The organism is Candidatus Competibacter denitrificans Run_A_D11 (assembly GCF_001051235.1).
GTDB classification, from domain to species: domain Bacteria; phylum Pseudomonadota; class Gammaproteobacteria; order Competibacterales; family Competibacteraceae; genus Competibacter_A; species Competibacter_A denitrificans.
Map to the genome: position 1 here is coordinate 29,166 of NZ_CBTJ020000024.1, position 24,030 is coordinate 53,195.

A 24,030-nucleotide genomic window follows, 5' to 3' on the forward strand; every position below is an offset into this window, starting at 1 on the left:
CTCATATCCCAATGGCCGTTTGCAGAACAGCAGCGACCGGTGCGAAGGAACGACGATGCTCAGGACAAGGACCGTGACGGCGTAGTGCTGCGAGATGCACAGCAGTCGGATAGCCCTTATGGCGGGCGAAGGCGTATTGCGGATAACGGTAGTCTAACTCGATCAATTCGGCATCTCTGGCCACCTTGGCCAGAATCGACGCCGCGCTGATAACCGGCACTGTGGCATCGCCCTTGATGATCGCTTGACAGCGACAAGCCAGTTGCGGGCAACGATTACCGTCCACCAAGACCTCGACAGGAGCAATTGGCAACGCGGCAACCGCCCGCTGCATCGCCAACAGGGATGCTTGCAGGATGTTCAACCGATCAATTTCAGCCACACTCGCACGACCGAGCGCCCACGCTAATGACTTAGCGCGAATTTCTCCGGCCAGACGCTCACGCTGTGCCACGCTCAGTTTCTTAGAATCCGCCAAGCCCAGAATAGGTCGGGCATGATCAAGAATAACAGCGGCGGCAACGACCGGACCCGCTAAAGGACCACGCCCGGCTTCATCAACGCCCGATATCAGTAGAGTTTCTAGCATAGGGTTATTCAAAAAGTTTTGTTGGGGTCACTGCATCTTTTCTAAAAGGGATAACCCGTGTAGTCGGTTCCTCTTACATAATTTGAGGACGATATCTCAAGCAACCCTCTTCAGCCAGCTATCCGCCAAGGAAAAGCGGGCGATGGGTTGTTATCAACTCCATCAGGTAATCCCACACCAGCCGCACCCGTTTGAGCCGCAAGCGATCCGCGTGCGCCGCCAACCAAAACGTGTGCTGAAATTGAGCTTCATCCGGTAACACTTTGATCAGCCTTTGATCATTCCCGCTAATGTAAGGGGTGAGCACCGCCAATCCGACTCCCGCCAGCACGGCTTCCTTGTGTGCCAACATGCTGGTGCTGCTAAAACGCAAATTTGGTTTATCGCAGAGCTTTTCGAGAAAACGCAGCTCTGGAATCAGCAAGTAATCGTCGATGTAGGCAACGAAGGGATGGCGCGCCAAATCGGCGCGCGTTGTAATCGGGCCGTGTTGATCCAAATAGTCGCGCGATCCATAGAGAAAATAGCTGTAATCAGTCCAGCGGGCGACCACGTAAGGGCCACGGCGCGGCGGTTCCAGCGTGATCGCTAAATCGGCCTCGCGACTGGCCAGATTCGCCAATCTCGGCAGCGCCAGCAACTCAACGGTCAGATTGGGATAGTCATCAAGCAAGGGCTTGAGCTTGGGGGTGAGAAAACAGACCGCCAGCCCTTCGGGCGTGCCGAGCCGCACTTCGCCACGAATGGACAGGTCTTGGCCTGACAAGGCTTCCGACAGGACAGCAACCGTAGCTTCCACCTGCTCCGCCATTGGCAGCAAGGCATGGCCGGCTTCCGTGAGCACCAACCCATCGCGGTGGCGCTCGAACAGCCGCGTCCCCATCGTCCGCTCGAGGCTATCGATCCGACGTGATACCGTGCTGTGCTCGACCTGCAAACGACGGGCAGCCGGACTCAGCCGACCTAAACGCGCCGCCGCCAAAAAGTAGCGTAAATCGCTCCAATCCATCTCGTGTTTCATCGGCGACCTACCAGCATTTCATATTCCTAAACTTCAGTGTGGCCGACTCTGTGCATTTCCGCACAGGTTTTTAAATTTTTTTGCGAATTTTCAAACCTTATTCTCGGCAACTACTATTGAGCGTGTCAGGTTCGAGCCATCGGGCTAACACCGGACATCAAGAGAACATTTCCACCAAGGGGTCATTCCAGTGAGTTTCATAATCGTTTTAGGAGCACTTATCCTGCTCATGTATGTGGCCTATAAAGGCCACAGTGTAGTGCTATTCGCACCGGTTGCTGCCTTGTTGGCGGTATTGCTAACCGATCCAACCCTGGTCGCGCCGATGTATCTTGGCGTGTTCATGGACAAGATGGTCAACTTCGTGAAGCTCTACTTCCCTGTCTTCATGCTGGGGGCTGTATTTGGCAAAGTCATTGAGTTATCGGGCTATTCAAAATCCATCGTCTCCTCGGTAGTTGGCGCCATCGGCCATGAGCGCGCGATGTTGGCCATCGTCGTGGTGTGTGCGATTTTGACCTATGGCGGTGTTTCGCTGTTTGTGGTCGTGTTCGCGGTCTACCCGTTCGCGGCGGAGCTGTTCCGGCAAACCCATATTCCGAAGCGTCTGATTCCGGGCACCATCGCCTTGGGTGCTTTCACCTTTACCATGGACTCGCTGCCCGGCACCCCGCAGATTCAGAACATCATTCCGACTTCGTTTTTCCAGACCAGCACCTGGGCTGCGCCTTGGTTGGGGGTAGTTGGGGCCATTTTCATTTTCATAGTCGGGATGCTATATCTCAACTGGCAGCGCCGCCGCGCCGAAGCAACTGGCGAGGATTATGGCATCAACCTGGCCAACGAACCGGAACCGTTCTCGCACGAAAAGTTGCCCAATCCGATCCTGGCCATCACTCCACTGTTCCTGGTCGGCATCCTCAACTACGTTTTTACCCAACTGGTACCGGTGCTGTATGGCACGAAATATGAGCTAACTATGACCGGCATCGGCGCCAAACCCGTACCCTTTGAAGTCCCTAAAGTGGCCGCGATCTGGGCGGTCGAAGCAGCGCTACTCATGGGGATTCTGTTCGTGGTGATCACCGCCTGGGGGCCGATTCGGGAAAAATTCGCCGAAGGGGCTAAGTCGGCGGTGGCCGGATCGCTGCTGGCGGCGATGAACACCGCTTCCGAATATGGCTTTGGCGGCGTGATTGCCGCGCTGCCGGGCTTTCTTGTGGTGGCCGACGCGCTGCGGGCGATTCCCAATCCGCTGATCAACGAAGCAGTTACCGTGACCGCCTTGGCCGGCATCACCGGCTCCGCTTCGGGCGGTATGAGTATCGCGCTAGCCACCATGGCCACGCATTTCATTGAGGTCGCCAACGCCGCCGGCATTCCGCTGGAGGTGCTGCATCGGGTCGCGTCGATGGCCAGCGGCGGCATGGATACCCTGCCGCACAACGGCGCGGTGATTACCTTGCTGGCGGTGACCGGTTTGACCCACATGCAATCCTACAAAGACATCTTCGCCATTACCGTGATCAAAACCAGCGCGGTGTTCGTCGTGATCGCTTTCTACTACTTGACCGGGATTTACTGATCCGGCTCCGTCTGAGGCGCAGCCGATGGGCCGCGCCCAGTCATCACCCAAAGGAGAGAGAACACCATGCAGCATCCCCTGCTTGCTTTGCTGAACATTCCCGAACGCGGCAAAGTGGTCAGCGCCCGCGAGGCGGTGAGCTTGATCCGCCCCGGCGATACCCTCGCCACCAGCGGTTTCGTCGGCACCGGCTTCGCCGAGGACATTGCCTGCGCCTTGGAGGAACTCTATCTGGCGCCAGAAGAAGATACGGAAACCCCCGGCCTCGCCAAACCCCGCGATTTGACGCTGGTGTACGCCGCCGGTCAGGGTGACGGTAAAACCAGAGGACTGAACCACCTGGGCCATGAAGGCTTGGTCAAACGGGTGGTCGGCGGCCATTGGGGCCTAGTGCCGAAGCTGCAAGCGTTGGCTGTAGCCAACAAAATCGAGGCGTACAACCTGCCCCAAGGCGTCATCACCCATCTGTATCGTGACATCGCCGCCGGCAAACCGGGCACGCTGACTCACGTCGGACTCGGCACCTTCGTCGATCCGCGCCACGGCGGCGGCAAGCTCAACACCATCACCCAGGACGATTTGGTACAGGTGATGACGATTGGCGAGTGGGAATACTTGTTCTACAAGGCCTTTCCGATCAACGTCGGCATCATCCGCGCCACGACCGCCGACATTGACGGCAACCTGACCATGGAAAAAGAGGCGCTGACGCTGGAGTCGCTGGCGATCGCCACCGCCGCGCGCAACTCCGGCGGCATCGTCATCGCCCAAGTAGAGCGGGTGGCCGAGCGCGGCTTCCTAAGACCAAAAGACGTGCGCGTTCCCGGAATCCTGGTCGATTGCATCGTGGTCGCCCCACCCGAACACCACTGGCAGACTTTCGCCACGCCGTACAACCCGGCGTTCTCCGGCGAAATCAAAGTGCCGCTGGCATCCATCCCATCGATCCCGATGAGCGAGCGCAAAATCATCGCCCGGCGCGCGGCCTTTGAATTACCGCTGAACGCCATCGTCAATCTGGGAATCGGGATGCCGGAAAGTGTGGCCAATGTCGCCGCCGAGGAAAAAATCATCGATCTGCTGACCATGACCGCCGAGCCGGGCGTGGTCGGCGGCATTCCGGCGGGTGGCTTGGACTTCGGCGCCTCGACCAACGTGCAAGCCATCATCGATCAGCCCAACCAATTTGATTTCTACGATGGCGGCGGGCTGGATTTGACGGTGCTGGGGCTGGCGCAAGTGGATGCGCAGGGCAACCTGAACGTTTCGAAGTTCGGGACCAAGATCGCCGGAGCGGGCGGCTTCATCAACATCAGCCAAAACTCGCGGAAAGTGGTGTTCGCCGGCACCTTTACTGCCGGAAAGCTGAAAATTGCGGTGGAACAGGGCCAGTTGCGCATCCTGCAAGAGGGTGAGACCCCCAAGTTCGTCGAACAGGTCGAACACCGCACTTTCAGCGGCGTGGTGGCCAGCCAGCGCAACCAGCCAGTGCTGTACGTCACCGAACGGGCGGTGTTTCGCCTGACCGCCGACGGGCCGGAACTGATCGAAATCGCTCCCGGCATCGACTTGGAGCGAGACGTGCTGGCGCGGATGACCTTCCAGCCGCATGTCAGCCCGCAGCTTCGGCTCATGGACGCGCGGATTTTCAGCGAGGGGCCGATGGGGTTACGCGACATCCTGTTGGTGCAACCGCTCGACCAGCGCCTGTCCTACGATCCGGCCAAGAACCTGTTCTTTATCAATTTCGAGGGATTGGCGATCCGCCAGCGGGGGGATATCGAGCGCATCCAGACGGCGGTGACCGACAAGCTCAACCCGCTCGGCAAAAAAGTCTTTGCCATCGTCAATTACGACAATTTTTCGATCGTGCCGGAGTTGGTGCAGGAGTACATGGAGCTGGTTGGCGATCTGGTGGAACACTATTACGTCGGCGTGACCCGCTACACCACCAGCGCTTTTCTGCGCGCCCGGTTGGGCGATGCGCTGCGCGAGCACGATCTTACGCCGCACATTTATGAGACAGCGGCTGAGGCAACAGCCCGCCTCAATCCGTCCAAGCACCAATGAGCTTGCTTTAGCGTACCAGACTGAAACCGCGCCTATATCTAAGCAAGCAGGTTCCAATCAAAAAGCCGAACCCTGCGTTTTAAGCGGGTTCGGCGAATCTGTTTGGGCATGATCAAACAAAACCGATACTGGCATCAGCCCAGGACTAAAAAAGGTTACGCAGTTTGCATTTAGTTGAAACCGAACTGCGCAATCTTGATTCTTTAGAAATTGAGTTCTTTATCAACGTCCTGTGTCTTGCGGCGAGCCATGGCTAGGTTCGCGCGTGCCTTATCCAGCACAAAATAAATAAACACACCGTCCTTGCGCGAGGACGGACGGATGATGTGATACTGCTTACCCAACGTAATCAAAATATCCTCAATCACATCATTAAGCCCCAAAGCGCGCATCGTCTTAATCTTGGAACGCACCACTTCAGTGTTGCCGGCGGCGGCCACTTCGATATCAACTCCGGAGCCAGTAGACCCTAGAATCATGCCGCTCGTCGAATCGACGATAGCTGCGCACATGGCGCCATCCTGGCCCATTAATTCGTCTAAAGTTTGTTTGATCGTAGCCATAAAAACACTCCTAACTCAGTTTAAAGTCATATTTCAGGTTGCGTGTTAACAAAGCAGAGCGCCACGCAAATACGCCCTATCCACAATTGCCGCTTAACGGCAATCACAATTGATCAACCAGCTTCGCTAATTGTCTGGCCCGGATTTGCCATTCGCTCCATTCGACCGGGCTGTCCTGGCGGGTCAAAGCAACCAGCAACATCCCTTTCCCGCATGGCAACATCGTAATCCGGCCATTGGTATGAATCATGACCGAGGCACGCAAATCACCAAGACCGGTAAAATGGTGGCTTAGCCGCCCGTAGAGGCGCCAGTAGTCGCTCGCCGCCTCGGCAAAATGCTGTACATCACCGATATGCCCGGCGGCATGCCAGACCATACCTGCTTCAATTTCCACCAGAGCGCAACCATCCATTCCCGGCATGGCGGCAATTGCATCCAGTGCTTCCCGCAAGCGTTGTGCATTCATAAGGTGAGTAAGCTATTTGCAAAGTGCGACGTGCGATAAATCACATGTGCCAATACCGCTTTTTCATTAGCGATGGCGTTAAGTACCAAACGGGCGTCATTACGGATAATGCTCTGCATCACTGCAAAACCAGAGACAGTGTTGATAATGACGTTTTTACTGTCACCCAAGTTGGCTTCCTCAGAGACTACCGTACTGATCGCTGAAATAGAGCTGGCCATAGCGGCAATGCGGCTGGGATCACTCCCGTCGCGAACGGCCGAGACGATATCAAAACCATCCTCGGTAGCCAAAACCACGACTTTTATGCCCTCAAGCTCATCGGCAATCTTCTGAAGTTCAAGACGGGCGAAGGCCAAAACATTTTCGGGAAGGCGGATTGTATTATCCAATCTTCACGCTCCAAACGTGTTTGCTTCGAGCTGAGCTAATAAGGTATCAATCAGCAAAACCACATCTTCGCGGCGTCGGACATCTACGCTCATGATAGGAACCAGCTGATTGCGGTTGGCAAGAATATCAATGTAATCCTCAAGCGTGGGGACAGGATGTGTATCCAAGCGGCCGATGCCGATAGCACATGGTAGAACGCTGAGATCCTCTGCGAAACCATCAAGATAAACCACCAAGTCCGCCAATGGATCGGACCGCGAGTTATCGACCAGAATGATCAAGCCAATAGCGCTCTTTGCCAAAATCTTCCAAAGAAAATCAAAGCGTTGTTGTCCTGGAGTACCGAAGAGGCGAATACGATCTCCGCTGGCCAGCGTCAGCAAACCGAAATCGAGACCTACGGTCGTGCGCTCCTTACCCAGTGAAAGATCAGTATTGGCGACATCCGTGACAATCGGTGCGGCTTCACTCACGCTGCCGATTGCGGTGGTCTTACCCGCTCCCATAGTGCCAGTAAATAGAATTTTGTATTCGTTCATCTTGACTGATTACAGTCCGAGCTTGTTACGGACACCGCTGACAAAGCTTTGCTTAACGGATTGATCTGCAAATCTACCCCCGGCTCGGCCCATTGTCATTGGCTTGTCCGGTAAATCCTGGATCTCGATCAACCCTGCACCTCGCAGCAAATTGACCACTGCCGCGCACTCTGCAAGCGGCTGCTCAGTAATAGCCGCCATCTCATCAAGCCGCAAGGCACGACGCGATATCAGAGTCGCCATGCGAACGCGAACTGGATTCGACCCTAACAAAGCCGGCGGTGGCCAACGCCGCAGCTTGAAATGCGAGCTGCTGGTAGGATCTATTCGTTGTTCGTCTATTGGCTGTTCTTCGGGAGGCTGCGGTTGCAAGCGAGCATTGCGCAGATCGTATTCAGCCTTCTTCAACCACGCTTCAAGATGGTCTGAACGAAGGGGACGCTCCAACGTATTGGGCAACTCAGACTTGACCGGTGTCAATGTCAACACAGTGCCCGCTACCACATCCTCAGAAACACTTTCATCAACTAGCAATACATCATAGGGAGGGCCTTCAACAATCGTCCACCGAAAGGTAGGGTCTTGTGAATATAAACGAAAGAATGCTTTTACCAACCTAACCTCGGGGTCAGATAAATGGGGAATGCCAAATCTCAATATAGTCATGCCGGTAGGCTTCCCACTATATCACTACGACGGTGGCGATTAGTGATCTGTAATCGGTATCTGAAAGATTCGTTAATAATAAACCTAAGATAATTAGCCTGGCACATGAGATTAATGATCAATATAATTTCGATCTACGTTTTTAATGATCAACAACTATATTTTACCTTTAGTTATAAAAAAATTTACTTCATAGGTTAATGGTTTAATCAGCTTAGTATTTTCATCAAATCGCCGGCGGTATTGCGCCCTACACTGAGTAACATCCCAAGATTAGTGTCTTTTGAAGAAATGCAAGTTAACATCAATATATCATTAATCCGCAAAGAAACAACGCGACCATCGCTATTTTCCAAAATAACAAACTGGCAAAGCTTTTGGGATGATTCGCGCGCGATGCTTTCACCCAGAGCCAGCAATGAGCTATTCATGGTCGATATTTTATGGACCGGAATATCACGTTTCACCAAATATAAAAGCTCATGGCCATCCACAGTAGAAATCAATACGCCATAAGCACCAGGACAAACCCGCATAAACTCCTCTAGCTTTTCTTCGCTAACCGCTAGCTGCTCCTTGCTATAATTAACAATAAGATGCTCTTCTTCGTGTTCATAGTCCATCGTAGGCTCCGGTGTTGCCATTTTAAATTCAGTGTTCGTTGCTTCAACCTCAAGTGGATCAGCAACTGTTGCTTTTTCTTCAACTTCAACCGTCTTCTCTTCAATCTCGGTCGATGGCTCAAGGAGATTTTCTGAGTTGATCGCCACTGGTTCGGTAGCTTTGGAATCAGCGATTGCAGAATCGATAACCGCCGGTTGTTCCGTATGGATATCCTCACCAAAATCTATTGGTTTATCTGTGACAGGAAGGCTTTTTTGCTCGGTAGACTCTTCCTGATTTTGGCTTTTAAAACCGAAAAAAGCAGCCAATTTACCCTTTTTGATCTTCATGGCCAGTCTATTTAACCAGGTATTAGGGTATGGGAGGCTAAAAATCTAAAGGTAGATTTATTTACGAAGTCTCCAAACAGGTCAGTAGAGTATTTAGTAAAAAAAGCACATCATCTTTATTCCGGGCATCAATCGCAAAAGATGGGTAAATTTGACCGCGTTCTTTTAAAAAATCCTGATAATCATCAAGTGTAGGCGTATCTTTAATATCTATACACGTAATACCGATAACTGCATCAGTTTTTTCAATAAACTCAGAGAAATTATCCAAATACATCGCCAGATCTTTAAAAGGTTCTGGTCTTCTATTATCGATTAATACAATCAAGCCCAAGCCGCCCTGGATCAAGATATCCCACATAAACTTGAAACGACGCTGACCAGGCGTTCCATATAGGCCAATCTTCTGGCCATTCTCCAAAGTAATTTGGCCAAAATCCATGGCTACCGTGGTTGTATCTTTCAATTTCGACAAACTATCGGTCGAAAACACATCGGTTGAAACCGGGGGAAACTCACTGATCGTAGCGATTGCAGTGGTTTTGCCCGCACCAGGCGGGCCAGTAAAAATGAATTTAATTTGTTTCATTAGATTCCCAACCGGCTACGAATTCTGGCAAACAGACCACGCTTCTCTTCACTCGGTTTTTTCTGCTCAACCGGAGAAACCGATGGCATCGATTTTTGCTGATTTTCTAGATAATGCAAAACCTGGCAAGCATTAATAAAATCAATAATATTTTCCACCGGAGCCTTAGTAAAATGCGCTAAGTGATCGATGGTTCCACCGCTGCGCAATAACGCCGCAAGTTTCATATGGAGAGGATCTGCACCTAACTTCTTGAGGTCGGGCCAGCGATTCAATTTATAGAACCCTTCCAATAATAAACCAAGCATCAACTGACCATTAGAAATAGCGAGTGCTGCTGTCCAAAATAGTGGATCTGAATCTTGTGCCTTAATATTCTGAATCTCTTTAGCTAGATCATTGCTGCTCATTTCTTGTATTTGCACACTCCTCACCGGCGAAGCGAGCAAGTCTTCTACTTCGGTTCGCGTGAGGTTAATAGTGTAATATCGCCTACGCCATACGTCGAAGATGACCGATCTGCCGACCCTATCAATTGCTTTTAAAGCTTTATCGTGATTTTTATATAAAAAATTTAGAACCCGGCCGGTTCCGGTAAAAGAAGCTGAGGTATTAGTTTCTTCCAGTAATGCACTGACCTGAGCAGCCGGACCCGAAGACTTGCCCCTTTCTTGACCCGCAGAACCACTGGTACAGTGGGTAGCAGCCTCCTGTAGAACAGCGAGCAGATCCGCAGAACGCAAGGGGCGAGAGAGAAGCAATACGCCGTTGGGTAAACCTATCCCTTTATCGCTAAATGCAATGAGCACTTGAGATTTTTTTCTGTCAACCCATTCTTTTACTTGAGAACGACCTTCAGGAGTATCCGTATCAATTAAGACAGCGGTAGCCGCTTCTGGATCATCGGTGTACTCCCACACCGCAACCCGATCTGTCTTCGTTAACCCTAGAAAAATCTTTAGGGTTAATAAATTACTAACAGATAATTGACTTGAAAAAAGCCGAAGTGTTTGTGGCATACGTGTGGTAGTGACCCATGCGATTGCAATTTGTCGTGAGTTTTAAAATAGATTCATTTTTCAAACATATATATATCAATCATACGCCAGAAGACCGTATATTCTATAGTATAGACATAACCAATCGAAAAATCTATATCTTCGTATTAAATTTGCGACTTTTGGCCGGTTCAGTACCGCAGAAATCCTGGCAACCAGCCTCACGCTTACCGTTTATTGACACGCTAAATACCAATGGCACATGGTTGGGGCAAGCAAGCGATCCGCTTGACCCAACCGTCGTGCTCAACCAGCGTACTGATGAGCCACAAAATCCCAATTCACGAGATTCCAGAACGCTTCGACGTACTTGGGTCGCAAGTTACGGTAATCGATGTAGTAAGCGTGTTCCCACACATCACAAGTCAACAATGCTTTCTTACCAGCGGTCGCCGGCGTCCCAGCATTGGAAGTACTCAGCAGTTCCACGGAACCGTCAGGATTTTTGACAAGCCAACCCCACCCAGAACCAAAGGTGCCGACAGTGACTTTGGTGAATTCCTCTTTGAAAGCCGCGAATGAGCCGAATTTCTGGTTGATGGCCTGAGCCAAGGCACCCGTCGGTTCTCCGCCACCGGCAGGTTTCAGGCAATTCCAATAAAAAGTGTGATTCCACACCTGGGCAGCGTTATTGAAAATACCACCCGATGATTTCAGCACAATGTCCTCAAGCGACAGATTTTCGAATTCTGTCCCTTTGATCAGGTTATTGAGGTTGGTGACGTAGGTCTGATGGTGCTTACCATAATGATATTCGAGCGTCTCCGCTGAAATATGGGGTTCCAAGGCATTCTTGGCGTAGGGAAGTTCAGGCAGTTGATGGACCATTTTGTCTCCGCAGTAACCGGTTAGATGAGCAAGGAATTGGCGGGTTAAAATCCGCAAAAGCCAGTTAGCGCACGCGCCAACCGATGGTTTTACCACGTCTGAGAGCGCTTACCGGCGAAACCTTAGCTAGTCTAGACGCCGGTCTCTGGTGATGCAACGCGGGTCGCAAATAGCAGGGTATGTTATGCTTACTAAAGACACAGGTGCTCGATGAGGGCCTGCCGATATCGCTGCCTTATCACCCCGAATCTAAGGAGACCGACCCATGCATAAGTTTTATCTCGCGCTTGCCGTGCTGGCCACCTTGACCGCTACGGGCTGTTCGAGCCTGGGTCTAGGTGGCAGCTCCACCGACAGTACGGCTACCGATTCATCGACCGCTGCCACCGGCACGCCCAAGGTCAGCGACTCTGAGATCGTGACCGCTATCAAAGACAGCTTCAAACAAGACCCGGAAATCGCCGGCGCCGGTTTAAGCATCAATTCTAATAACGGCGTCGTCACATTAAGCGGTAATCTTCCTAACGCACAAACTTACAATCGGGCGATTTCCCTGGCGCGTAACGTACCCGGTGTACGTCCTCCAGTCAGAGCCGCCGACCTCAAATTCCGCTAAGTACCACCCTACCCTTCTCAATCCCGGGGCGTCGTTCATGTGCGGAATCTGCGGTGAATTGCGTTTCGACGGCAGTAATCCCGACTTGGTTTTGATGAAGCGGGCGCTGGATCGCCTGGCACGGCGCGGCCCCGATCATGAGGGGGTCTGGGCAGACGGCCCTATCCTGCTAGGCCATCGCCGCCTCTCGGTGATCGACCTCAGCGACCGGTCTAACCAGCCGATGATCGATGCAGATCTTGGCTTAGCTCTGGTTTTTAACGGCGCAATCTACAACTATCGGGAATTAAGGCGGGACCTGCTAGCGAAGGGATACTCATTTTTTTCTGAGGGCGATAGCGAGGTCATTCTTAAAGCCTATGCCGAATGGGGAGAACGCTGCGTCGAACACCTGATCGGGATGTTCGCCTTCGCAATTTGGCATATCCGTGAGCGCAGCCTGTTTTTAGCGCGTGACCGTCTCGGTATCAAACCGCTCTACTACGCGCAAATGCCTCACGCATTTCGCTTCGCCTCCAACAGCCAAGCGCTGCTGGCAGCAACCGACATCGATACCACTATCGACCCGGTGGCCTTGCACCATCAATTGACTCTCCACGCTGTCGTCCCAGCGCCACGCACCCTCTTACAGGGTATCCGTAAACTGCCCCCCGCGACGACCCTCACTATCGCCGCCGACGGCGCACAGCACAGCCGAGTTTACTGGCGGCTGCAAGCCACACGACCCACCGAATCACGCAATGCAGCGGAGTGGACCGAGGAAATCCATGCGGCGCTACGGCTGGCTGTACGGCGCCGGCTCGATATCGCTGACGTACCCGTTGGGGTGCTGCTCTCAGGCGGGTTGGATTCGAGCCTGTTAGTGGCGTTGCTGGCCGAAACCGGCGCCCATGATTTGCGGACTTTCTCGGTCGGCTTCGAGGATCAGCCAGAAGAGAAAGGCAGTGAGTTCGAATACTCCGATCAAGTCGTAGCTCGCTATCAAACGCGACATCACCAATACTTGATCCCCAACGATCAGGTCTTGAACCGGCTCCCGGAAGCGGTCTCCTGCATGGCCGAACCGATGGTAGGCCAGGATGCAGTGGCTTTTTTCCTCTTGGCCGAGCGGGTATCGCAAGCAGTTAAAGTGGTGCAAAGCGGTCAAGGCGCCGATGAGGTATTCGGCGGCTACTTCTGGTATCCCCGCATGGTTGCCGAAACCGGGGATGATCTGGATCGATTCCGTCACCATTATTTTGATCGTGACCACCCTGAATGGCTGGAAACGGTCGCACCGGCTTATCACGGTTCCGATCATACCGCCCGGCTGATCGCCGAGCGGCTCGCGGAACCAGGAGCAGAGGAATATCTCGATAAGGTGTTGCGGTTAGATGTGACCAGCCTCATCGTAGACGATCCGGTTAAACGGGTAGATAACATGACCATGGCCTGGGGGCTGGAAGCCAGGGTGCCTTTTTTGGATCACGAGTTGGTCGAACTGGCCATGCAACTGCCTGCCGAGCTAAAAATCGGCGACGGCGGCAAAGCTGTCTTGAAAAAAATTGCGCGCGGCCTGCTACCCGATTCGGTGATTGATCGACCGAAGGGCTATTTTCCGGTGCCGGCACTCAAATTCGTGCGCGGTCAATTTTTAGAGTTCATGCAAGAGATCGTCACCTCGCGCGCCTGCCGAGAACGTGGATTGTTCCAGCGGCCCTACCTGGAGAAGCTATTAGCCGCGCCTGAGATGTATATGACCCGGCTACTGGGCAGCAAATTATGGCACGTCGCGCTGCTGGAACTCTGGCTACAAATCAATGTAGATCATCGCCCCTAAAAGCGACTTCACAAGCTGATCCCGTGCAGTAAAAAACCTTGGGTTGCAACCTCCTCCGCCGGTTCGGTCTAATGTTCGATTCCCTCGTTTATCGGGCCTGCTTTGGAGGATACAGCCACCGCTCTTTTCCGCCTGGTTGTCTGATCTCACCTACCGGATTATCGGAATCCGATAGCGCACACTTTCCAACTTCCCAACCCTTTAACATCTCAGGAGTTTCCGATGGATGACGTTCTTGAACGCATCAAACAACAAGTTGAATCCAATCCGGTGGTCATCTATATGAAAGGCACCCCGGAGATGCCACGCTGTGGTTTTTCGCAGCGGGCATCGCAAGCGCTGGCTGCCACCGGTTTCCCATTTGCCTACGTCAACGTCTTAGAGGACCCGGAGATTTTCGACAACTTGCCGCGCTACGCCGACTGGCCTACCTTCCCACAAATTTACGTAGATGGTGAACTGGTCGGGGGTTGCGACATTACCCTGGAGCTTTATCAGAATGGTGAATTGAAGGGGCTAGTGGAAGCGGCCATCACCAAGCACGATACGCCATCTACCTGACAAGCGAACCGATTTGCACTACTTTTTCAACCCGGCGCCGCCGGGTTTTTTAGTATGTTTTTAAGCCAGCCGGCATTTTATCGCGCGACATCGCTGTAAAAAGGTCTAAATTTATGTCGGCGCGTAAATTCGCACGGTTCCCAACTTGGAGACTGCTCCAAGGTTGGGTTAGACTGAAAGATACAGCGATAAAGATAGGGCATTTTGTATGCTGCAATATCCACTAACTCATTCAGAGGATTGAACTGATGCCGAAGAAAAAAGAGCCGACCGAAGCAGCCGCCAAGGAAACCAAAACGACAGCCGCACAAACCGGCAAGACCGCAGCTGCGGCGGCACCAGCGAAGACAGCCAAACCTGAACCTGCTGCTGCCCCTAAGACGGCAAAACCGGCTACCAAAGTGGAAAAACCCTCGGTAGCTTCAAGTACTCCAGCCACCACCGCCAAGGCTACGAAACCCGCCACCAAAGCCCCTGCCAAAGCCGAAAAACCGGCGACTGAGGCAAACCCGATTATTACGGTTATCGTTGCCAAGTTCGATGTCGGCCCCGGCAACAACCTCTATATTCGCGGTGATGGCCATAGCTTAAGCTGGGAAAGCGGAACCTTGATGGAAAATGTCGGTGGCGACACTTGGCAATGGACCACCACGGAAGCTCGCGAAGGTGTTCTTGGGTTCAAGCTATTGATCAATGACGAAGTTTGGTCTATCGGTGAGAACATGAACACGCCGTTTGGTGAAACAACGACGTTCTATCCCGCTTTTTGAAGCAAAGCTGTAACGGTGCTGATCGCCGGCACAAACCGGCGGTCGCTCCTCATCAGCCTTCACGCTGCAACCGCTCAAACTCGGCTTTCGAACGCGCCACACAGTCTTCAATGGCGACGCCACCGAAATAATTCCCGGTGAGAGCCAAACCGCTTCCAGGCAATAACGCATTCACAGCCTCCGTCCATTGTCCATGGCTAGCTCGCAGCATCGGTAACTGATTGCGCTTGGCCTTCACGTTTTCTAAATTCAACTCACTTCGTGCAACCCCTAGAACCTGGGCGATCCGCTGCAATTTTCCCTCCTCGGTTAAAACCCCAGGACGGAAGTGAAACGTGAATCCGCGAAATCGGGCATCAGGCAGTGTATCCCGCGATACCGCCGAATAAAACGTCTCACCGCAACCGATCAACCCCGCCAATGGCGGCAAACTGACTCGTTCACGCGGTAACCCAACCCCAACTGATTCCACCACTGCCACGCCGATCTCCGTCAATCGTTCCGCTAAGGCAGGCAAAACCGACCGCAGTAAATCGGCTGCTATCGCCACCGGGGTCGCCAAACAAACTCGGTGTGCGGAATAGCTAACCCCTTCTAACTGTACGATAAAATCTGGGCCATCGCGCCTAATCGACTGCACCGTTCGGCCATACTCGATCTCGACACCCGCCTGTTTGGCCAAGACATCAGCGATGGTTTGCAAGCCGGCGGAGAAGGTAAAGCCACGCGGGAACTCTTTACGGCGCGGTCGCGGCCGAAACAGGTGATCGGCCGGGTAATTAGCCGCCGACTGGCAAACAACCGCGTCGAAGGCTGGCCCGAACACCGCCGAATAATTCCGGCGACCAACGATATGGCCATAGTAGTCGCCAACTGTGTGGCCCGCTTTGCGGGTGCCGAGCAACCGAAATGGCGCCCCTAGCAACTCCACGATAGATAGCTTTGAAGGAATGGTATGAACCGCCTCAGCCGCGAACAGCCGAAACCCAACCTTTTCTCGGCGTCGCAACTGTTTAAGCACGTCGCTAAATTCCAAAAGTGCCAATAGATCACTGTAGGAGTTAAAACAACTGTGCGCGCCGAGTTCTAGCCAAAATCCGTCCAGATCCCCGGTGAATCGATGGGAATGCAGGCAGCCACCCGGTTGTTTTTCCTGTTCCAATACCCGCACTCTCACGCCGGCCGCAGCCGCATAGCACGCCATGCTTAGGCCGGCGACACCGGCACCAACGATCAATAAATCATCATCGGGCATGGCGAAAACTCCTTAAATATCAACATCGGCCAATTCAGAGCGAAAGCGTTAAGTGGTAAATCGGCAAGTTTTATCTAGGCTTATCCTATAGCCCACCCTAATGCCAAGAGAGATTAATGCACATCACGTCCTATTTCGCTAAAGATTTATTCCGGGGTAAGACCGTGTTCATCACGGGCGGCAGCAGCGGTATCAATCTCGGCATCGCCCGCAATTTCGCCGCACTCGGCGCGAATCTCAGCATCGTTGGTCGCTCCCAGGAAAAATTGGCTGCGGCGACTGCTGAACTCAAGGCAATCGGTGCCCATGTAGTGGCTCATTCCGCCGATGTGCGTGACTACCCAGCCCTGGAGAAAGCCCTGCAAGAGACCAACACGGCGCTAGGACCGGTGCATACCCTGATTTGCGGGGCGGCGGGCAATTTCCCTTGCCCAGCGGCAGACCTTAGCCCGAATGGTTTCAAATCGGTTATTGATATCGATTTGCTGGGCAGTTTCCACGCCTGTCGGGCCGGATTCGCGCAACTGCGGGAGACGCAGGGCAATATCATCTTCATCTCGGCTGGCATGGCTTTTATGCCTTATGCCTTCCAAGCCCACGTCGGCGCGGCCAAAGCAGGCATTGACAACCTCATGCGCAACCTGGCGCTGGAATGGGGGCCGTTTGGTATCCGCTGCAACAGCATCGTGCCTGGCCCCATTGAAGGTACCGAAGGTGTGCGCCGCTTAGTCCCAGAGGGTAGCGGCGACCTATTGCGCAAGGCAATTCCGCTAGGCCGGTTCGGTACCCCCGACGACATCGGGCAATTGAGCGTGTTCCTGGCATCCCCTTTAGCCTCGTATATCACCGGCACGGTGATCGTTGCCGACGGTGGCCAAAATTTACCCGGTTCCGGCGCCTGGACACAGCTCATTGCAACGGAGATTGCTAAGGCGAGCCGTTAAAAGACAACAACCCAGTCACCAAGTTTGCTCGATTAACATTGGGTGTGGCCGATAGGCTGGCGCGAATTGCTCGCAAGCTGCAACCTTTGTGCAACGGCTTGAGCTATAATAACTATAAAGACCACCAGTGGGCCGGTGACAGCCTACGAGGACTATAGAGGTTGAGGTATACAACAATGAAATTACAATCCTTCGACTTGAACGACATTATTCACGAACCCTCTGACGAGCAGCTTGACGCCTTGATGGAAGCGGTAGCTACCGAAGCGCGCAAGCACGCCCAACGAGCGCGCGAACAACTGATGGTCCGGTTGCGGGCTGAAATCAGAGCAATCAACCTGCCTCTCCAAGCCCAAGCCTAACTGAGCATTGGTTTTGCGGCTCGACCGGCACGCTGCAATTGACTGCGGCGTGCCGTCGATTAGCTCAATAAAACTGGCCATATTGGGCATCGACCGCAACAGCGTGTAAAATACAACGGCTTTCTTTTTCTAGCCGATTTTTTGCCGGATTTTGCATGTTCTTGGAGGATTTGCTTGATGACGCCACACGCCCGGTTCAACTTAAACGACATCGCCCACGAACCCTCTGACGAACAGCTCGACGCCTTGATGGAAGCCGTCGTCACCGAAGCACGCAAGCACGCTGAAACGGCTCGCACACACTTATTGAATCGCTTACGTGCCGAGATTATGGCCGTTGATGGGTTGCGCGTGCGGGCATGAGCGAGGGGGGAAAACCGCGCTTGATCGTGGTCGCCGGACCTAACGGCTCCGGAAAAACCTCGATTACCCAGCAGCTTCTGATGCACGAGTGGATGGACGGATGTGTTTACGTCAACCCGGATTTTATCGCCCGCGATGAGTTCGGTGACTGGAACGCGCCTGACGCGGTTTTTCGTGCAGCCCGCCGGGCGGCCGAAATCCGCGAAGGCTGCCTAGTCGAAGGTCGCAGCCTCGCTTTTGAAACCGTCCTGTCTGCACCCGATAAGATGGATTTTCTCCGTCGTGCCAGGGAGGCGGGGTTTTTTATCCGGCTATTCTTCGTCGGTACCGATGATCCCTCCATCAATGCCAAGCGGGTCGCCATGCGGGTCATGGAAGGTGGCCACGATGTGCCCATTCCGAAGATCATCGGCCGTTACACCAAGTCACTGGCCTACTGCTCTGTGGTCGCCTGGCTCGCTGATCGAACCTACGTGTACGATAACTCCATCGACAACGCTCGCGCCAAGCTCCTATTTCGTGCTTCAAAAGGTCGGCTGGTCAAAGTGTACGGTCAAATTAACCCGTGGGCGCAGGAAATCACCAACCGGTTACTCCCGGTATCGAGCGACGATACGGCGCTACAGCTATAAAACCAACCGCTAGGCGGGATAGCCGGCGCGTCAACTTGGCCGGCTCAAGCCTAACCTGTCGTTATCTCTCACTGATCTCATTTTCCGTGCGATTGCCGAGGACCTCTCATGCGCTACATCAGCACCCGAGGCGGCATGGCCCCCGCGCCGTTTTCAGACATTCTGCTAGGCGGTTTGGCACCCGATGGCGGCTTGACCATTCCGGACGCATACCCGGTACTGGCACCTGGTGAACTCGCCGGCTGGCGTGGCCTTTCCTATGCGGGCTTGGCCTGGGCTATTTTGCGCAAGTTCATCGACGATATCCCAGCTGGCGATCTACGCGCGCTCATCGACAAAACCTACACCGCCGATATTTTCCACAGTGAGGCCATCACCCCCGTTACCTCTCTCGGAGACGGGGTATGGCTATTAGGACTATCGAATGGCCCGACCCTAGCGTTCAAAGATATCGCCTTGCAATTGCTGGGCAATCTCTTCGAATACGCTTTGCTGAAAACCGGCGGCCACCTCAACATCCTCGGCGCGACATCGGGCGATACAGGCTCCAGCGCCGAATACGCCATGCGCGGCAAACGCGGTATTCGCGTGTTTATGTTGTCGCCCCATCAGAAGATGAGCCGGTTTCAGACCGCACAAATGTTCTCCTTACAGGATTCGAACATCTTCAATATTGCGATACGCGGGGTGTTTGACGATTGTCAGGATGCGGTCAAGGCTGCCAGCAACGACGCTGAGTTCAAAGCACGTTACTGTATCGGCACGGTCAATTCCATCAACTGGGCACGGGTTGCCGCACAGATCGTCTACTACTTTAAAGGCTGGCTGGCGATTACAGACCGCGATGATCAACCCGTCTCGTTTGCGATCCCCTCAGGAAATTTCGGCAATATCTGCGCCGGTTATATCGCCAAGCGGATGGGCTTGCCGATCCACCGCTTGATCCTGGCCACCAACGAAAACAACGTCCTTGATGAATTCTTCCGTACCGGCATTTATCGGGTGCGGGCCACTGACCAGGTACTGCATACCAGCAGCCCATCCATGGATATTTCCAAAGCATCAAACTTCGAGCGCTTCATTTTCGATCTGGTTGACCGCGATCCGGAGCGGGTACGGATGCTGTGGCAGCAAATCGAGACCCAGGGCTTCTTTGACCTATCGGGTAGTGTCCACTTTCAAGCGATTCGCGATTCGGGATTCGTCTCCGGCTCCAGCACGCATCAAGACCGGATTGCCACCATCCGGCGGATTTATCAGGATTCTGGGATCATCGTTGACACCCATACCGCCGATGGCATCAAGGTTGGGCTGGAGTTTCGCGAGGAGGGCATCCCATTGATTTGCGCCGAGACGGCCCTACCAACCAAGTTTGAAGAATCGATCTTTCAAGCCCTGAATCGCGCGCCAGAGCGGCCAGCCGGTTACGAACAGCTTGAAACACTGCCGCAGCGTTTTACCCTGATGGATGCGGATGTGACACAGATCAAAGCGTTTATCGCGCAACATGCCGCCTGAGAAACCCATCTGGCTGAAGATCGCGTGATTATCCCGGCGGTTGATAATGACTCGACATGACGAACGACATACAACGGTTATTTCTAAAAATTATTTTAAATTCAATATCTTAATAAGATAAAGTTCACTAAGAGTCACCTGGCAAAACATGACTAACGGCACGCGCAAGCTCTGTCAGTCATTGGATAAAATGATTGGGCGTTCAGGAGATCAAACTTGCTCTTGATACCTGGAAGAGATCCGACATCTGAAAAAAAGTTATCGGCTCGCCCATTCATCCATCTTAGTAAGGAGACCTTAGCAATGGCACACTTCCCACGCCTCAGTTTAATCGCTTTGGGGTTAGCAGTCGGCACCGCATTATCGACCCCGGTGGTCGCCCAACAAGCCCCTCCCCCACTCTATCGTTCATCGCCACCAGTTGAACAACTGGCACCTGTCTACCTCGGTCGTTCGCAGACAGAAGAGGTGATCGAAGAAAGAACGGTAACGAGCGGTAATCCGCCACCCCCGCCACCGCCTCCACCAGAATCGGAGGACAAGGGCTGGCTACCGCCGGGAGGTTCGATTCAGGTTAGAACCACTGATCAAGGTATTCGCTATACATCCGGTGGCGTTGGCGAGAGCGAACGTGAAGAGCTACGCGCCATATCGGATCGATTCAACTTGCGTGTAATGTCTGCTATGCAAGGCGGTGGCGAGTATCTGGCGGATACTGCGGTGAAGATCCTCGATTCACGCGGCGAAGTGGTTTTAAGCGCCAACTCGAAAGGGCCATATTTCTTGGCTCAAATCCCACCTGGCACTTATACCGTCGCAGTAAGCACGGCTGACCACACCCAACAGCAATCCGTCCGAATTGATGGCCCTCGCCAGTCGCAGTTAAATTTTTACTGGCGTTGAGGTGAATGCTAACCAGATTGTTCGTTCCCCTATTGCTCAGTCAACAGGGGGCAAAAGCGGGATATCGCTACTCCGCCTTTACCGCCTGGTTTAACGGTTGGAGACAGGTGCAGGAGGATCAACGGATTGAGCCGTGTCATTCCTCCCTTTCTCCAGCAGCTCTTTAGCGGCGGGTGAACCGGTGTATTTGACGATTTCCTCCAGCGTCGGCACCCGCAACAGCGCCCCTTCCTTCATGTGATCGATCTCCCGCCCGGAAAATGCCTGCGGGTTGGCCAAGAATAACGCCTTCATCATCACGTCCTTCCCAATCTCGGCATCGGGGCGCACCTTCGTCGCAATGTCCCAAAGCCGCTCGTTGGCACCCACCGGCCCGTATTGCTCCCCTCCTTTGTAGGTCGGCTCCGCCTTCGCCTTCTTCTCTGCATCAGCCGATGAAGGAGCAGTAACCTCTCCAGTCGATGGCGCCACGGTCGTTGAAGGCGTAGCCCCGACCGGTTGCGCGTTCGTTGCCGGGGTTGGGGTCGGTGTCGGGGTTGGGGATTGAGTCGGCTTTACCGCCAGCTTGGTATCCTCCTGGCGATTCGATTGCGCGCCTGTCTCCTGTTTGACTTCCGCAGAGGTGACAGATCCAACCTGTCGTTCCAGCAGCTCTTTAGCGGCGGGTGAACCGGTGTATTTGACGATTTCCTCCAGCGCCGGCACCCGCAACAGCGCCCCTTCCTTCATGTGATCGATCTCCCGCCCGGAAAATGCCTGCGGGTTGGCCAAGAATAACGCCTTCATCATCACATCCTTCCCAATCTCGGCATCGGGGCGCACCTTCGTCGCAATGTCCCAAAGCCGCTCGTTGGCACCCACCGGCCCGTATTGCTCCCCTCCTTTGTAGGTCGGCTCCGCCTTCGCCTTGGCCACCTTGTCAGACTGTGTTGTGGCAGGCGCAGTCACGCCAGACGTTGTATCCAGCCTGGCGGTAAATTCGCCAACCCGTCCTTCCAAGACACCCAATAAATTCGTGGTGCTGACAGAGTATGAAGGCGAAGGAACACTGCTGGGTAGCCTTACTGACTTGTTTGCAACGACCGGCCCTATCGTCCTCGCCCCAGAACCATTACCGGCCGTTGTAACCGATTTCGCTGTAAAGGTGATTGGCATCGTTCCTAGTTTAGGGATTCTTCTAGCCGAGGTTAATGAAGCATCGGCAATGATCGATCCAGGAGCGATTTGCGCTGGAATCACAGACCCTGGAATTTTAACGGCTGCGCCGATCACCTCGGCAACCGCCAAATACATCAGTGGTGTTGCTGAAACTGGCGTCAAGATAGGGGGCGCAACATTTCCCACAGAACTGGTGGGCTGCGTAACTGTTGCCCGTTTAGCCGAAGGAGAACGCCCTGGTAGTTCATACTTGTCGGCAGCCTCCAGCCCAGATTTGCTAGGCCCCAATAACGCCGAGAGCGAAGGAGCCGCTTCTGTCATCATCGGCTCCAACACATCAGGTGGTGCCAAGGCAAATGCTTGGGGAGCACCGGCGCTAGCGTCAGCCAACCCTATCCCATTGCTCTTGGTGACTGAGACATCCAGCGGCGGTTTGCCACCCTGAACCAAAGCAGCAGTTTGAGCCTCTTCCGCTTCCGCTAAGCTCCTAGCAGCCGCCGAACCGGAAAACTTGGCAATCTGCCGCAAAGTGGGCAGACGCAACGTAGAGCCAACTTTAAGTTCATTAATTCCAGATTTAGCGAATGCCTGGGGATTGGCTTTAAATAGGGCCTGCATCATCTGCTCTGAGCTAATGCTCGGATCGGGGCGCACCTTAAGGGCGATTTTCCCAAGTCTCTCACCAGGCATTACAGGGCCATAGGTACCTCCAGATTTATAACCCTTAGTGGGCGCAGCCACCGTTTCCACCGGCACAGGAGGCGGGAGTGGGCCAGCCGGCGTGACGGCTGCAACCGGCGTTGGCGTTGGCGTTGGCGTTGGCGTTGGCGTTGGCGTTGGCGTTGGCGTTGGCGTTGGCGTTGGCGTTGGCGTTGGCGTTGGCGTTCGGCGTTGGCGTGGCGAGGCTATCATAGGCGCTGGCGCTGGCGCTGGCGTTGGCGTTGGCGTTGGCGTTGGCGTTGGCGTTGACGAGGCTATCATAGGCGCTGGCGAGGGTACTGGCATGGCGGGCGATACCGGGGTAGTAACCACCGGCGCAGGAGTGGGGGCCGGCTCACTGGCAGATGGGGCCGGCGGCGGCGCCACAGTCGTAGCTGCCGCTAGCGGTGAAACCGGAAGGGGTGTCGGCTCAGCCGCAACAGCCGCTACAGCCGGCACAGGAGCGCTAGCCGGAGTAGGTGGTACCGCCTGGGCAGGTCCGTCCAAAATCGTTTTTGTACGGTCATTCGGGCGCTTGGCCAAGCGCTGAACAGGATCAAGAAACACGGTGAACTCCCGAAAGGTTTTGCCGCGCGGCCAGCTAAACTCCATCAACAAACCCAGGGAAGGTTCACGGATCGGCTCGGTGGAAACCACTCTGACGTAAACTTCTCCCGCTGCGTTATATTCGATAGAAAATACCAGTTTGCCCAAAGTCGCTGTTCGGTCGAGGCCAAACTCCTTATACATTGGCGAAGCCGCCAATTTGACTGAAACCTTAGCCAGATCCTCCGGTGTCAGCTTGGGTAAAGGGATTCTCGCGTCGAATAATTGATTAAGCGAGGATTGGACCTGAATTTCGCCGATTTCCAGCGCCAGGGCGCATGTCGGCCCCAACAACAGCGTTATCAACCAAAAGCGAAACGGTTTGCGGAACATGAACGGACCCTCGGAATCAGGCGGAGGCATCAAGAACAGAAAAACCACTTCTATCGCCACCAGTATCTTTTGGAAACCATAGTCTATCAGGAGTTTCCGCCGGAGACCTGGCTACAACCAGATCAGCAAAAACCGATATCGATATTTTTCAAAATCTTACTATAGCCC

General features: G+C 53.8%; 25 protein-coding genes. 12 read left to right on the top strand and 13 right to left on the bottom strand.

Annotated features, from left to right (window positions below):
* Position 1 precedes the first annotated feature (1 nt).
* Both rnhB and BN873_RS04150 read right to left on the bottom strand, forming a co-directional pair.
* A complete protein-coding gene (gene rnhB / locus BN873_RS04145; protein ID WP_048670935.1) occupies positions 2 to 589 on the bottom strand; it encodes a ribonuclease HII in 588 nt (195 codons plus the stop codon).
* Positions 590 to 707: 118 nt separating this feature from the next.
* On the bottom strand, positions 708 to 1,610 hold the full coding sequence (locus BN873_RS04150) for a LysR family transcriptional regulator (RefSeq protein ID WP_048670937.1): 903 nt from the start codon (positions 1,608 to 1,610) through the stop codon (positions 708 to 710).
* Positions 1,611 to 1,800: 190 nt separating this feature from the next.
* Here BN873_RS04150 and BN873_RS04155 point away from each other — a divergent pair, with 190 nt between their 5' ends.
* Entirely contained in the window at positions 1,801 to 3,195 is a 1,395-nt protein-coding gene (locus BN873_RS04155) for a GntP family permease (RefSeq protein ID WP_048670939.1), read from the top strand.
* 66 nt (positions 3,196 to 3,261) lie between these two features.
* Positions 3,262 to 5,265 (top strand): acyl CoA:acetate/3-ketoacid CoA transferase, encoded by a 2,004-nt coding sequence (locus BN873_RS04160; protein WP_048670941.1) that lies wholly within the window; start codon positions 3,262 to 3,264, stop codon positions 5,263 to 5,265.
* Positions 5,266 to 5,468: 203 nt separating this feature from the next.
* Here the strand turns inward: BN873_RS04160 and BN873_RS04165 are convergent, their stop codons facing one another.
* The 9 genes from BN873_RS04165 to BN873_RS04205 form a co-directional block, all read right to left on the bottom strand.
* Positions 5,469 to 5,828: a hypothetical protein gene (locus BN873_RS04165; RefSeq protein WP_048670944.1), complete on the bottom strand. Its 360-nt coding sequence runs from the start codon at positions 5,826 to 5,828 to the stop codon at positions 5,469 to 5,471.
* Positions 5,829 to 5,931: 103 nt separating this feature from the next.
* Positions 5,932 to 6,297 (bottom strand): roadblock/LC7 domain-containing protein, encoded by a 366-nt coding sequence (locus BN873_RS04170; RefSeq protein WP_048670946.1) that lies wholly within the window; start codon positions 6,295 to 6,297, stop codon positions 5,932 to 5,934.
* The gene (locus BN873_RS04175; RefSeq protein WP_048670947.1) at positions 6,294 to 6,689 is read right to left on the bottom strand and encodes a roadblock/LC7 domain-containing protein; all 396 of its coding nucleotides are present in this window, start codon (positions 6,687 to 6,689) and stop codon (positions 6,294 to 6,296) included. Before BN873_RS04175 ends, BN873_RS04170 begins: the two co-directional genes overlap by 4 nt.
* 3 nt (positions 6,690 to 6,692) lie before the next feature.
* Positions 6,693 to 7,229, bottom strand: a complete 537-nt coding sequence (locus BN873_RS04180) for a GTP-binding protein (RefSeq protein WP_048670949.1) — start codon at positions 7,227 to 7,229, stop codon at positions 6,693 to 6,695.
* 9 nt (positions 7,230 to 7,238) lie between these two features.
* On the bottom strand, positions 7,239 to 7,895 hold the full coding sequence (locus tag BN873_RS04185; RefSeq protein WP_048670951.1) for a hypothetical protein: 657 nt from the start codon (positions 7,893 to 7,895) through the stop codon (positions 7,239 to 7,241).
* Positions 7,896 to 8,104: 209 nt separating this feature from the next.
* Positions 8,105 to 8,848, bottom strand: a complete 744-nt coding sequence (locus tag BN873_RS04190; protein ID WP_048670953.1) for a roadblock/LC7 domain-containing protein — start codon at positions 8,846 to 8,848, stop codon at positions 8,105 to 8,107.
* 61 nt (positions 8,849 to 8,909) lie between these two features.
* A complete protein-coding gene (locus tag BN873_RS04195) occupies positions 8,910 to 9,437 on the bottom strand; it encodes a GTP-binding protein (protein WP_048670955.1) in 528 nt (175 codons plus the stop codon).
* Positions 9,437 to 10,456, bottom strand: a complete 1,020-nt coding sequence (locus BN873_RS20025; protein ID WP_139031642.1) for a hypothetical protein — start codon at positions 10,454 to 10,456, stop codon at positions 9,437 to 9,439. Before BN873_RS20025 ends, BN873_RS04195 begins: the two co-directional genes overlap by 1 nt.
* A gap of 285 nt (positions 10,457 to 10,741) precedes the next feature.
* Positions 10,742 to 11,323 carry a superoxide dismutase gene (locus BN873_RS04205; RefSeq protein ID WP_048670958.1) on the bottom strand — a complete coding sequence of 194 codons (582 nt, stop codon included), beginning with the start codon at positions 11,321 to 11,323 and terminating at the stop codon, positions 10,742 to 10,744.
* Positions 11,324 to 11,588: 265 nt separating this feature from the next.
* Here BN873_RS04205 and BN873_RS04210 point away from each other — a divergent pair, with 265 nt between their 5' ends.
* The 4 genes from BN873_RS04210 to BN873_RS04225 all read left to right on the top strand — a co-directional run bounded on the left by BN873_RS04210 (position 11,589) and on the right by BN873_RS04225 (position 15,089).
* A complete protein-coding gene (locus BN873_RS04210) occupies positions 11,589 to 11,939 on the top strand; it encodes a BON domain-containing protein (protein WP_048670960.1) in 351 nt (116 codons plus the stop codon).
* A 37-nt stretch (positions 11,940 to 11,976) separates the two neighbouring features.
* Positions 11,977 to 13,758: an N-acetylglutaminylglutamine amidotransferase gene (locus tag BN873_RS04215; RefSeq protein WP_048670963.1), complete on the top strand. Its 1,782-nt coding sequence runs from the start codon at positions 11,977 to 11,979 to the stop codon at positions 13,756 to 13,758.
* Between the two features lie 222 nt (positions 13,759 to 13,980).
* Entirely contained in the window at positions 13,981 to 14,319 is a 339-nt protein-coding gene (gene grxD, locus BN873_RS04220) for a Grx4 family monothiol glutaredoxin (RefSeq protein ID WP_048670965.1), read from the top strand.
* Positions 14,320 to 14,567: 248 nt separating this feature from the next.
* Complete coding sequence (locus BN873_RS04225; protein ID WP_048670967.1) at positions 14,568 to 15,089, top strand: hypothetical protein; 522 nt, start codon at positions 14,568 to 14,570, stop codon at positions 15,087 to 15,089.
* 52 nt (positions 15,090 to 15,141) lie between these two features.
* Here BN873_RS04225 and BN873_RS04230 read toward each other — a convergent pair whose 3' ends face one another.
* Positions 15,142 to 16,344: a protoporphyrinogen/coproporphyrinogen oxidase gene (locus BN873_RS04230; protein ID WP_048670969.1), complete on the bottom strand. Its 1,203-nt coding sequence runs from the start codon at positions 16,342 to 16,344 to the stop codon at positions 15,142 to 15,144.
* A gap of 116 nt (positions 16,345 to 16,460) precedes the next feature.
* Here BN873_RS04230 and BN873_RS04235 point away from each other — a divergent pair, with 116 nt between their 5' ends.
* From BN873_RS04235 to BN873_RS04260, 6 genes are all read left to right on the top strand, one after another.
* Positions 16,461 to 17,288: an SDR family oxidoreductase gene (locus tag BN873_RS04235; RefSeq protein ID WP_048670971.1), complete on the top strand. Its 828-nt coding sequence runs from the start codon at positions 16,461 to 16,463 to the stop codon at positions 17,286 to 17,288.
* 176 nt (positions 17,289 to 17,464) lie between these two features.
* Positions 17,465 to 17,650, top strand: a complete 186-nt coding sequence (locus tag BN873_RS04240; RefSeq protein ID WP_048670973.1) for a hypothetical protein — start codon at positions 17,465 to 17,467, stop codon at positions 17,648 to 17,650.
* Between the two features lie 177 nt (positions 17,651 to 17,827).
* Positions 17,828 to 18,013 (top strand): hypothetical protein, encoded by a 186-nt coding sequence (locus tag BN873_RS04245; RefSeq protein ID WP_048670975.1) that lies wholly within the window; start codon positions 17,828 to 17,830, stop codon positions 18,011 to 18,013.
* Complete coding sequence (locus BN873_RS04250) at positions 18,010 to 18,645, top strand: ATPase (protein ID WP_048670976.1); 636 nt, start codon at positions 18,010 to 18,012, stop codon at positions 18,643 to 18,645. The genes BN873_RS04245 and BN873_RS04250 overlap by 4 nt, the downstream gene beginning before the upstream one ends.
* A 108-nt stretch (positions 18,646 to 18,753) precedes the next feature.
* On the top strand, positions 18,754 to 20,163 hold the full coding sequence (gene thrC / locus BN873_RS04255; RefSeq protein WP_048670978.1) for a threonine synthase: 1,410 nt from the start codon (positions 18,754 to 18,756) through the stop codon (positions 20,161 to 20,163).
* A gap of 303 nt (positions 20,164 to 20,466) precedes the next feature.
* Positions 20,467 to 21,066 (top strand): hypothetical protein, encoded by a 600-nt coding sequence (locus BN873_RS04260; protein ID WP_048670980.1) that lies wholly within the window; start codon positions 20,467 to 20,469, stop codon positions 21,064 to 21,066.
* A 90-nt stretch (positions 21,067 to 21,156) separates the two neighbouring features.
* Here the strand turns inward: BN873_RS04260 and BN873_RS20030 are convergent, their stop codons facing one another.
* Positions 21,157 to 23,862: a FimV/HubP family polar landmark protein gene (locus tag BN873_RS20030; protein ID WP_139031643.1), complete on the bottom strand. Its 2,706-nt coding sequence runs from the start codon at positions 23,860 to 23,862 to the stop codon at positions 21,157 to 21,159.
* Positions 23,863 to 24,030 lie beyond the last annotated feature (168 nt).

Coding starts and splice junctions, on each gene's coding strand:
- rnhB (WP_048670935.1), bottom strand. CDS start 589: ATGCTAGAAACTCTACTGATATCGGGCGTTGATGAAGCCGGGCGTGGT.
- BN873_RS04150 (WP_048670937.1), bottom strand. CDS start 1,610: ATGAAACACGAGATGGATTGGAGCGATTTACGCTACTTTTTGGCGGCG.
- BN873_RS04160 (WP_048670941.1), top strand. CDS start 3,262: ATGCAGCATCCCCTGCTTGCTTTGCTGAACATTCCCGAACGCGGCAAA.
- BN873_RS04165 (WP_048670944.1), bottom strand. CDS start 5,828: ATGGCTACGATCAAACAAACTTTAGACGAATTAATGGGCCAGGATGGC.
- BN873_RS04170 (WP_048670946.1), bottom strand. CDS start 6,297: ATGAATGCACAACGCTTGCGGGAAGCACTGGATGCAATTGCCGCCATG.
- BN873_RS04180 (WP_048670949.1), bottom strand. CDS start 7,229: ATGAACGAATACAAAATTCTATTTACTGGCACTATGGGAGCGGGTAAG.
- BN873_RS04185 (WP_048670951.1), bottom strand. CDS start 7,895: ATGACTATATTGAGATTTGGCATTCCCCATTTATCTGACCCCGAGGTT.
- BN873_RS04190 (WP_048670953.1), bottom strand. CDS start 8,848: ATGAAGATCAAAAAGGGTAAATTGGCTGCTTTTTTCGGTTTTAAAAGC.
- BN873_RS04195 (WP_048670955.1), bottom strand. CDS start 9,437: ATGAAACAAATTAAATTCATTTTTACTGGCCCGCCTGGTGCGGGCAAA.
- BN873_RS20025 (WP_139031642.1), bottom strand. CDS start 10,456: ATGCCACAAACACTTCGGCTTTTTTCAAGTCAATTATCTGTTAGTAAT.
- BN873_RS04205 (WP_048670958.1), bottom strand. CDS start 11,323: ATGGTCCATCAACTGCCTGAACTTCCCTACGCCAAGAATGCCTTGGAA.
- BN873_RS04210 (WP_048670960.1), top strand. CDS start 11,589: ATGCATAAGTTTTATCTCGCGCTTGCCGTGCTGGCCACCTTGACCGCT.
- BN873_RS04215 (WP_048670963.1), top strand. CDS start 11,977: ATGTGCGGAATCTGCGGTGAATTGCGTTTCGACGGCAGTAATCCCGAC.
- grxD (WP_048670965.1), top strand. CDS start 13,981: ATGGATGACGTTCTTGAACGCATCAAACAACAAGTTGAATCCAATCCG.
- BN873_RS04225 (WP_048670967.1), top strand. CDS start 14,568: ATGCCGAAGAAAAAAGAGCCGACCGAAGCAGCCGCCAAGGAAACCAAA.
- BN873_RS04230 (WP_048670969.1), bottom strand. CDS start 16,344: ATGCCCGATGATGATTTATTGATCGTTGGTGCCGGTGTCGCCGGCCTA.
- BN873_RS04235 (WP_048670971.1), top strand. CDS start 16,461: ATGCACATCACGTCCTATTTCGCTAAAGATTTATTCCGGGGTAAGACC.
- BN873_RS04240 (WP_048670973.1), top strand. CDS start 17,465: ATGAAATTACAATCCTTCGACTTGAACGACATTATTCACGAACCCTCT.
- BN873_RS04245 (WP_048670975.1), top strand. CDS start 17,828: ATGACGCCACACGCCCGGTTCAACTTAAACGACATCGCCCACGAACCC.
- BN873_RS04250 (WP_048670976.1), top strand. CDS start 18,010: ATGAGCGAGGGGGGAAAACCGCGCTTGATCGTGGTCGCCGGACCTAAC.
- thrC (WP_048670978.1), top strand. CDS start 18,754: ATGCGCTACATCAGCACCCGAGGCGGCATGGCCCCCGCGCCGTTTTCA.
- BN873_RS04260 (WP_048670980.1), top strand. CDS start 20,467: ATGGCACACTTCCCACGCCTCAGTTTAATCGCTTTGGGGTTAGCAGTC.
- BN873_RS20030 (WP_139031643.1), bottom strand. CDS start 23,862: ATGTTCCGCAAACCGTTTCGCTTTTGGTTGATAACGCTGTTGTTGGGG.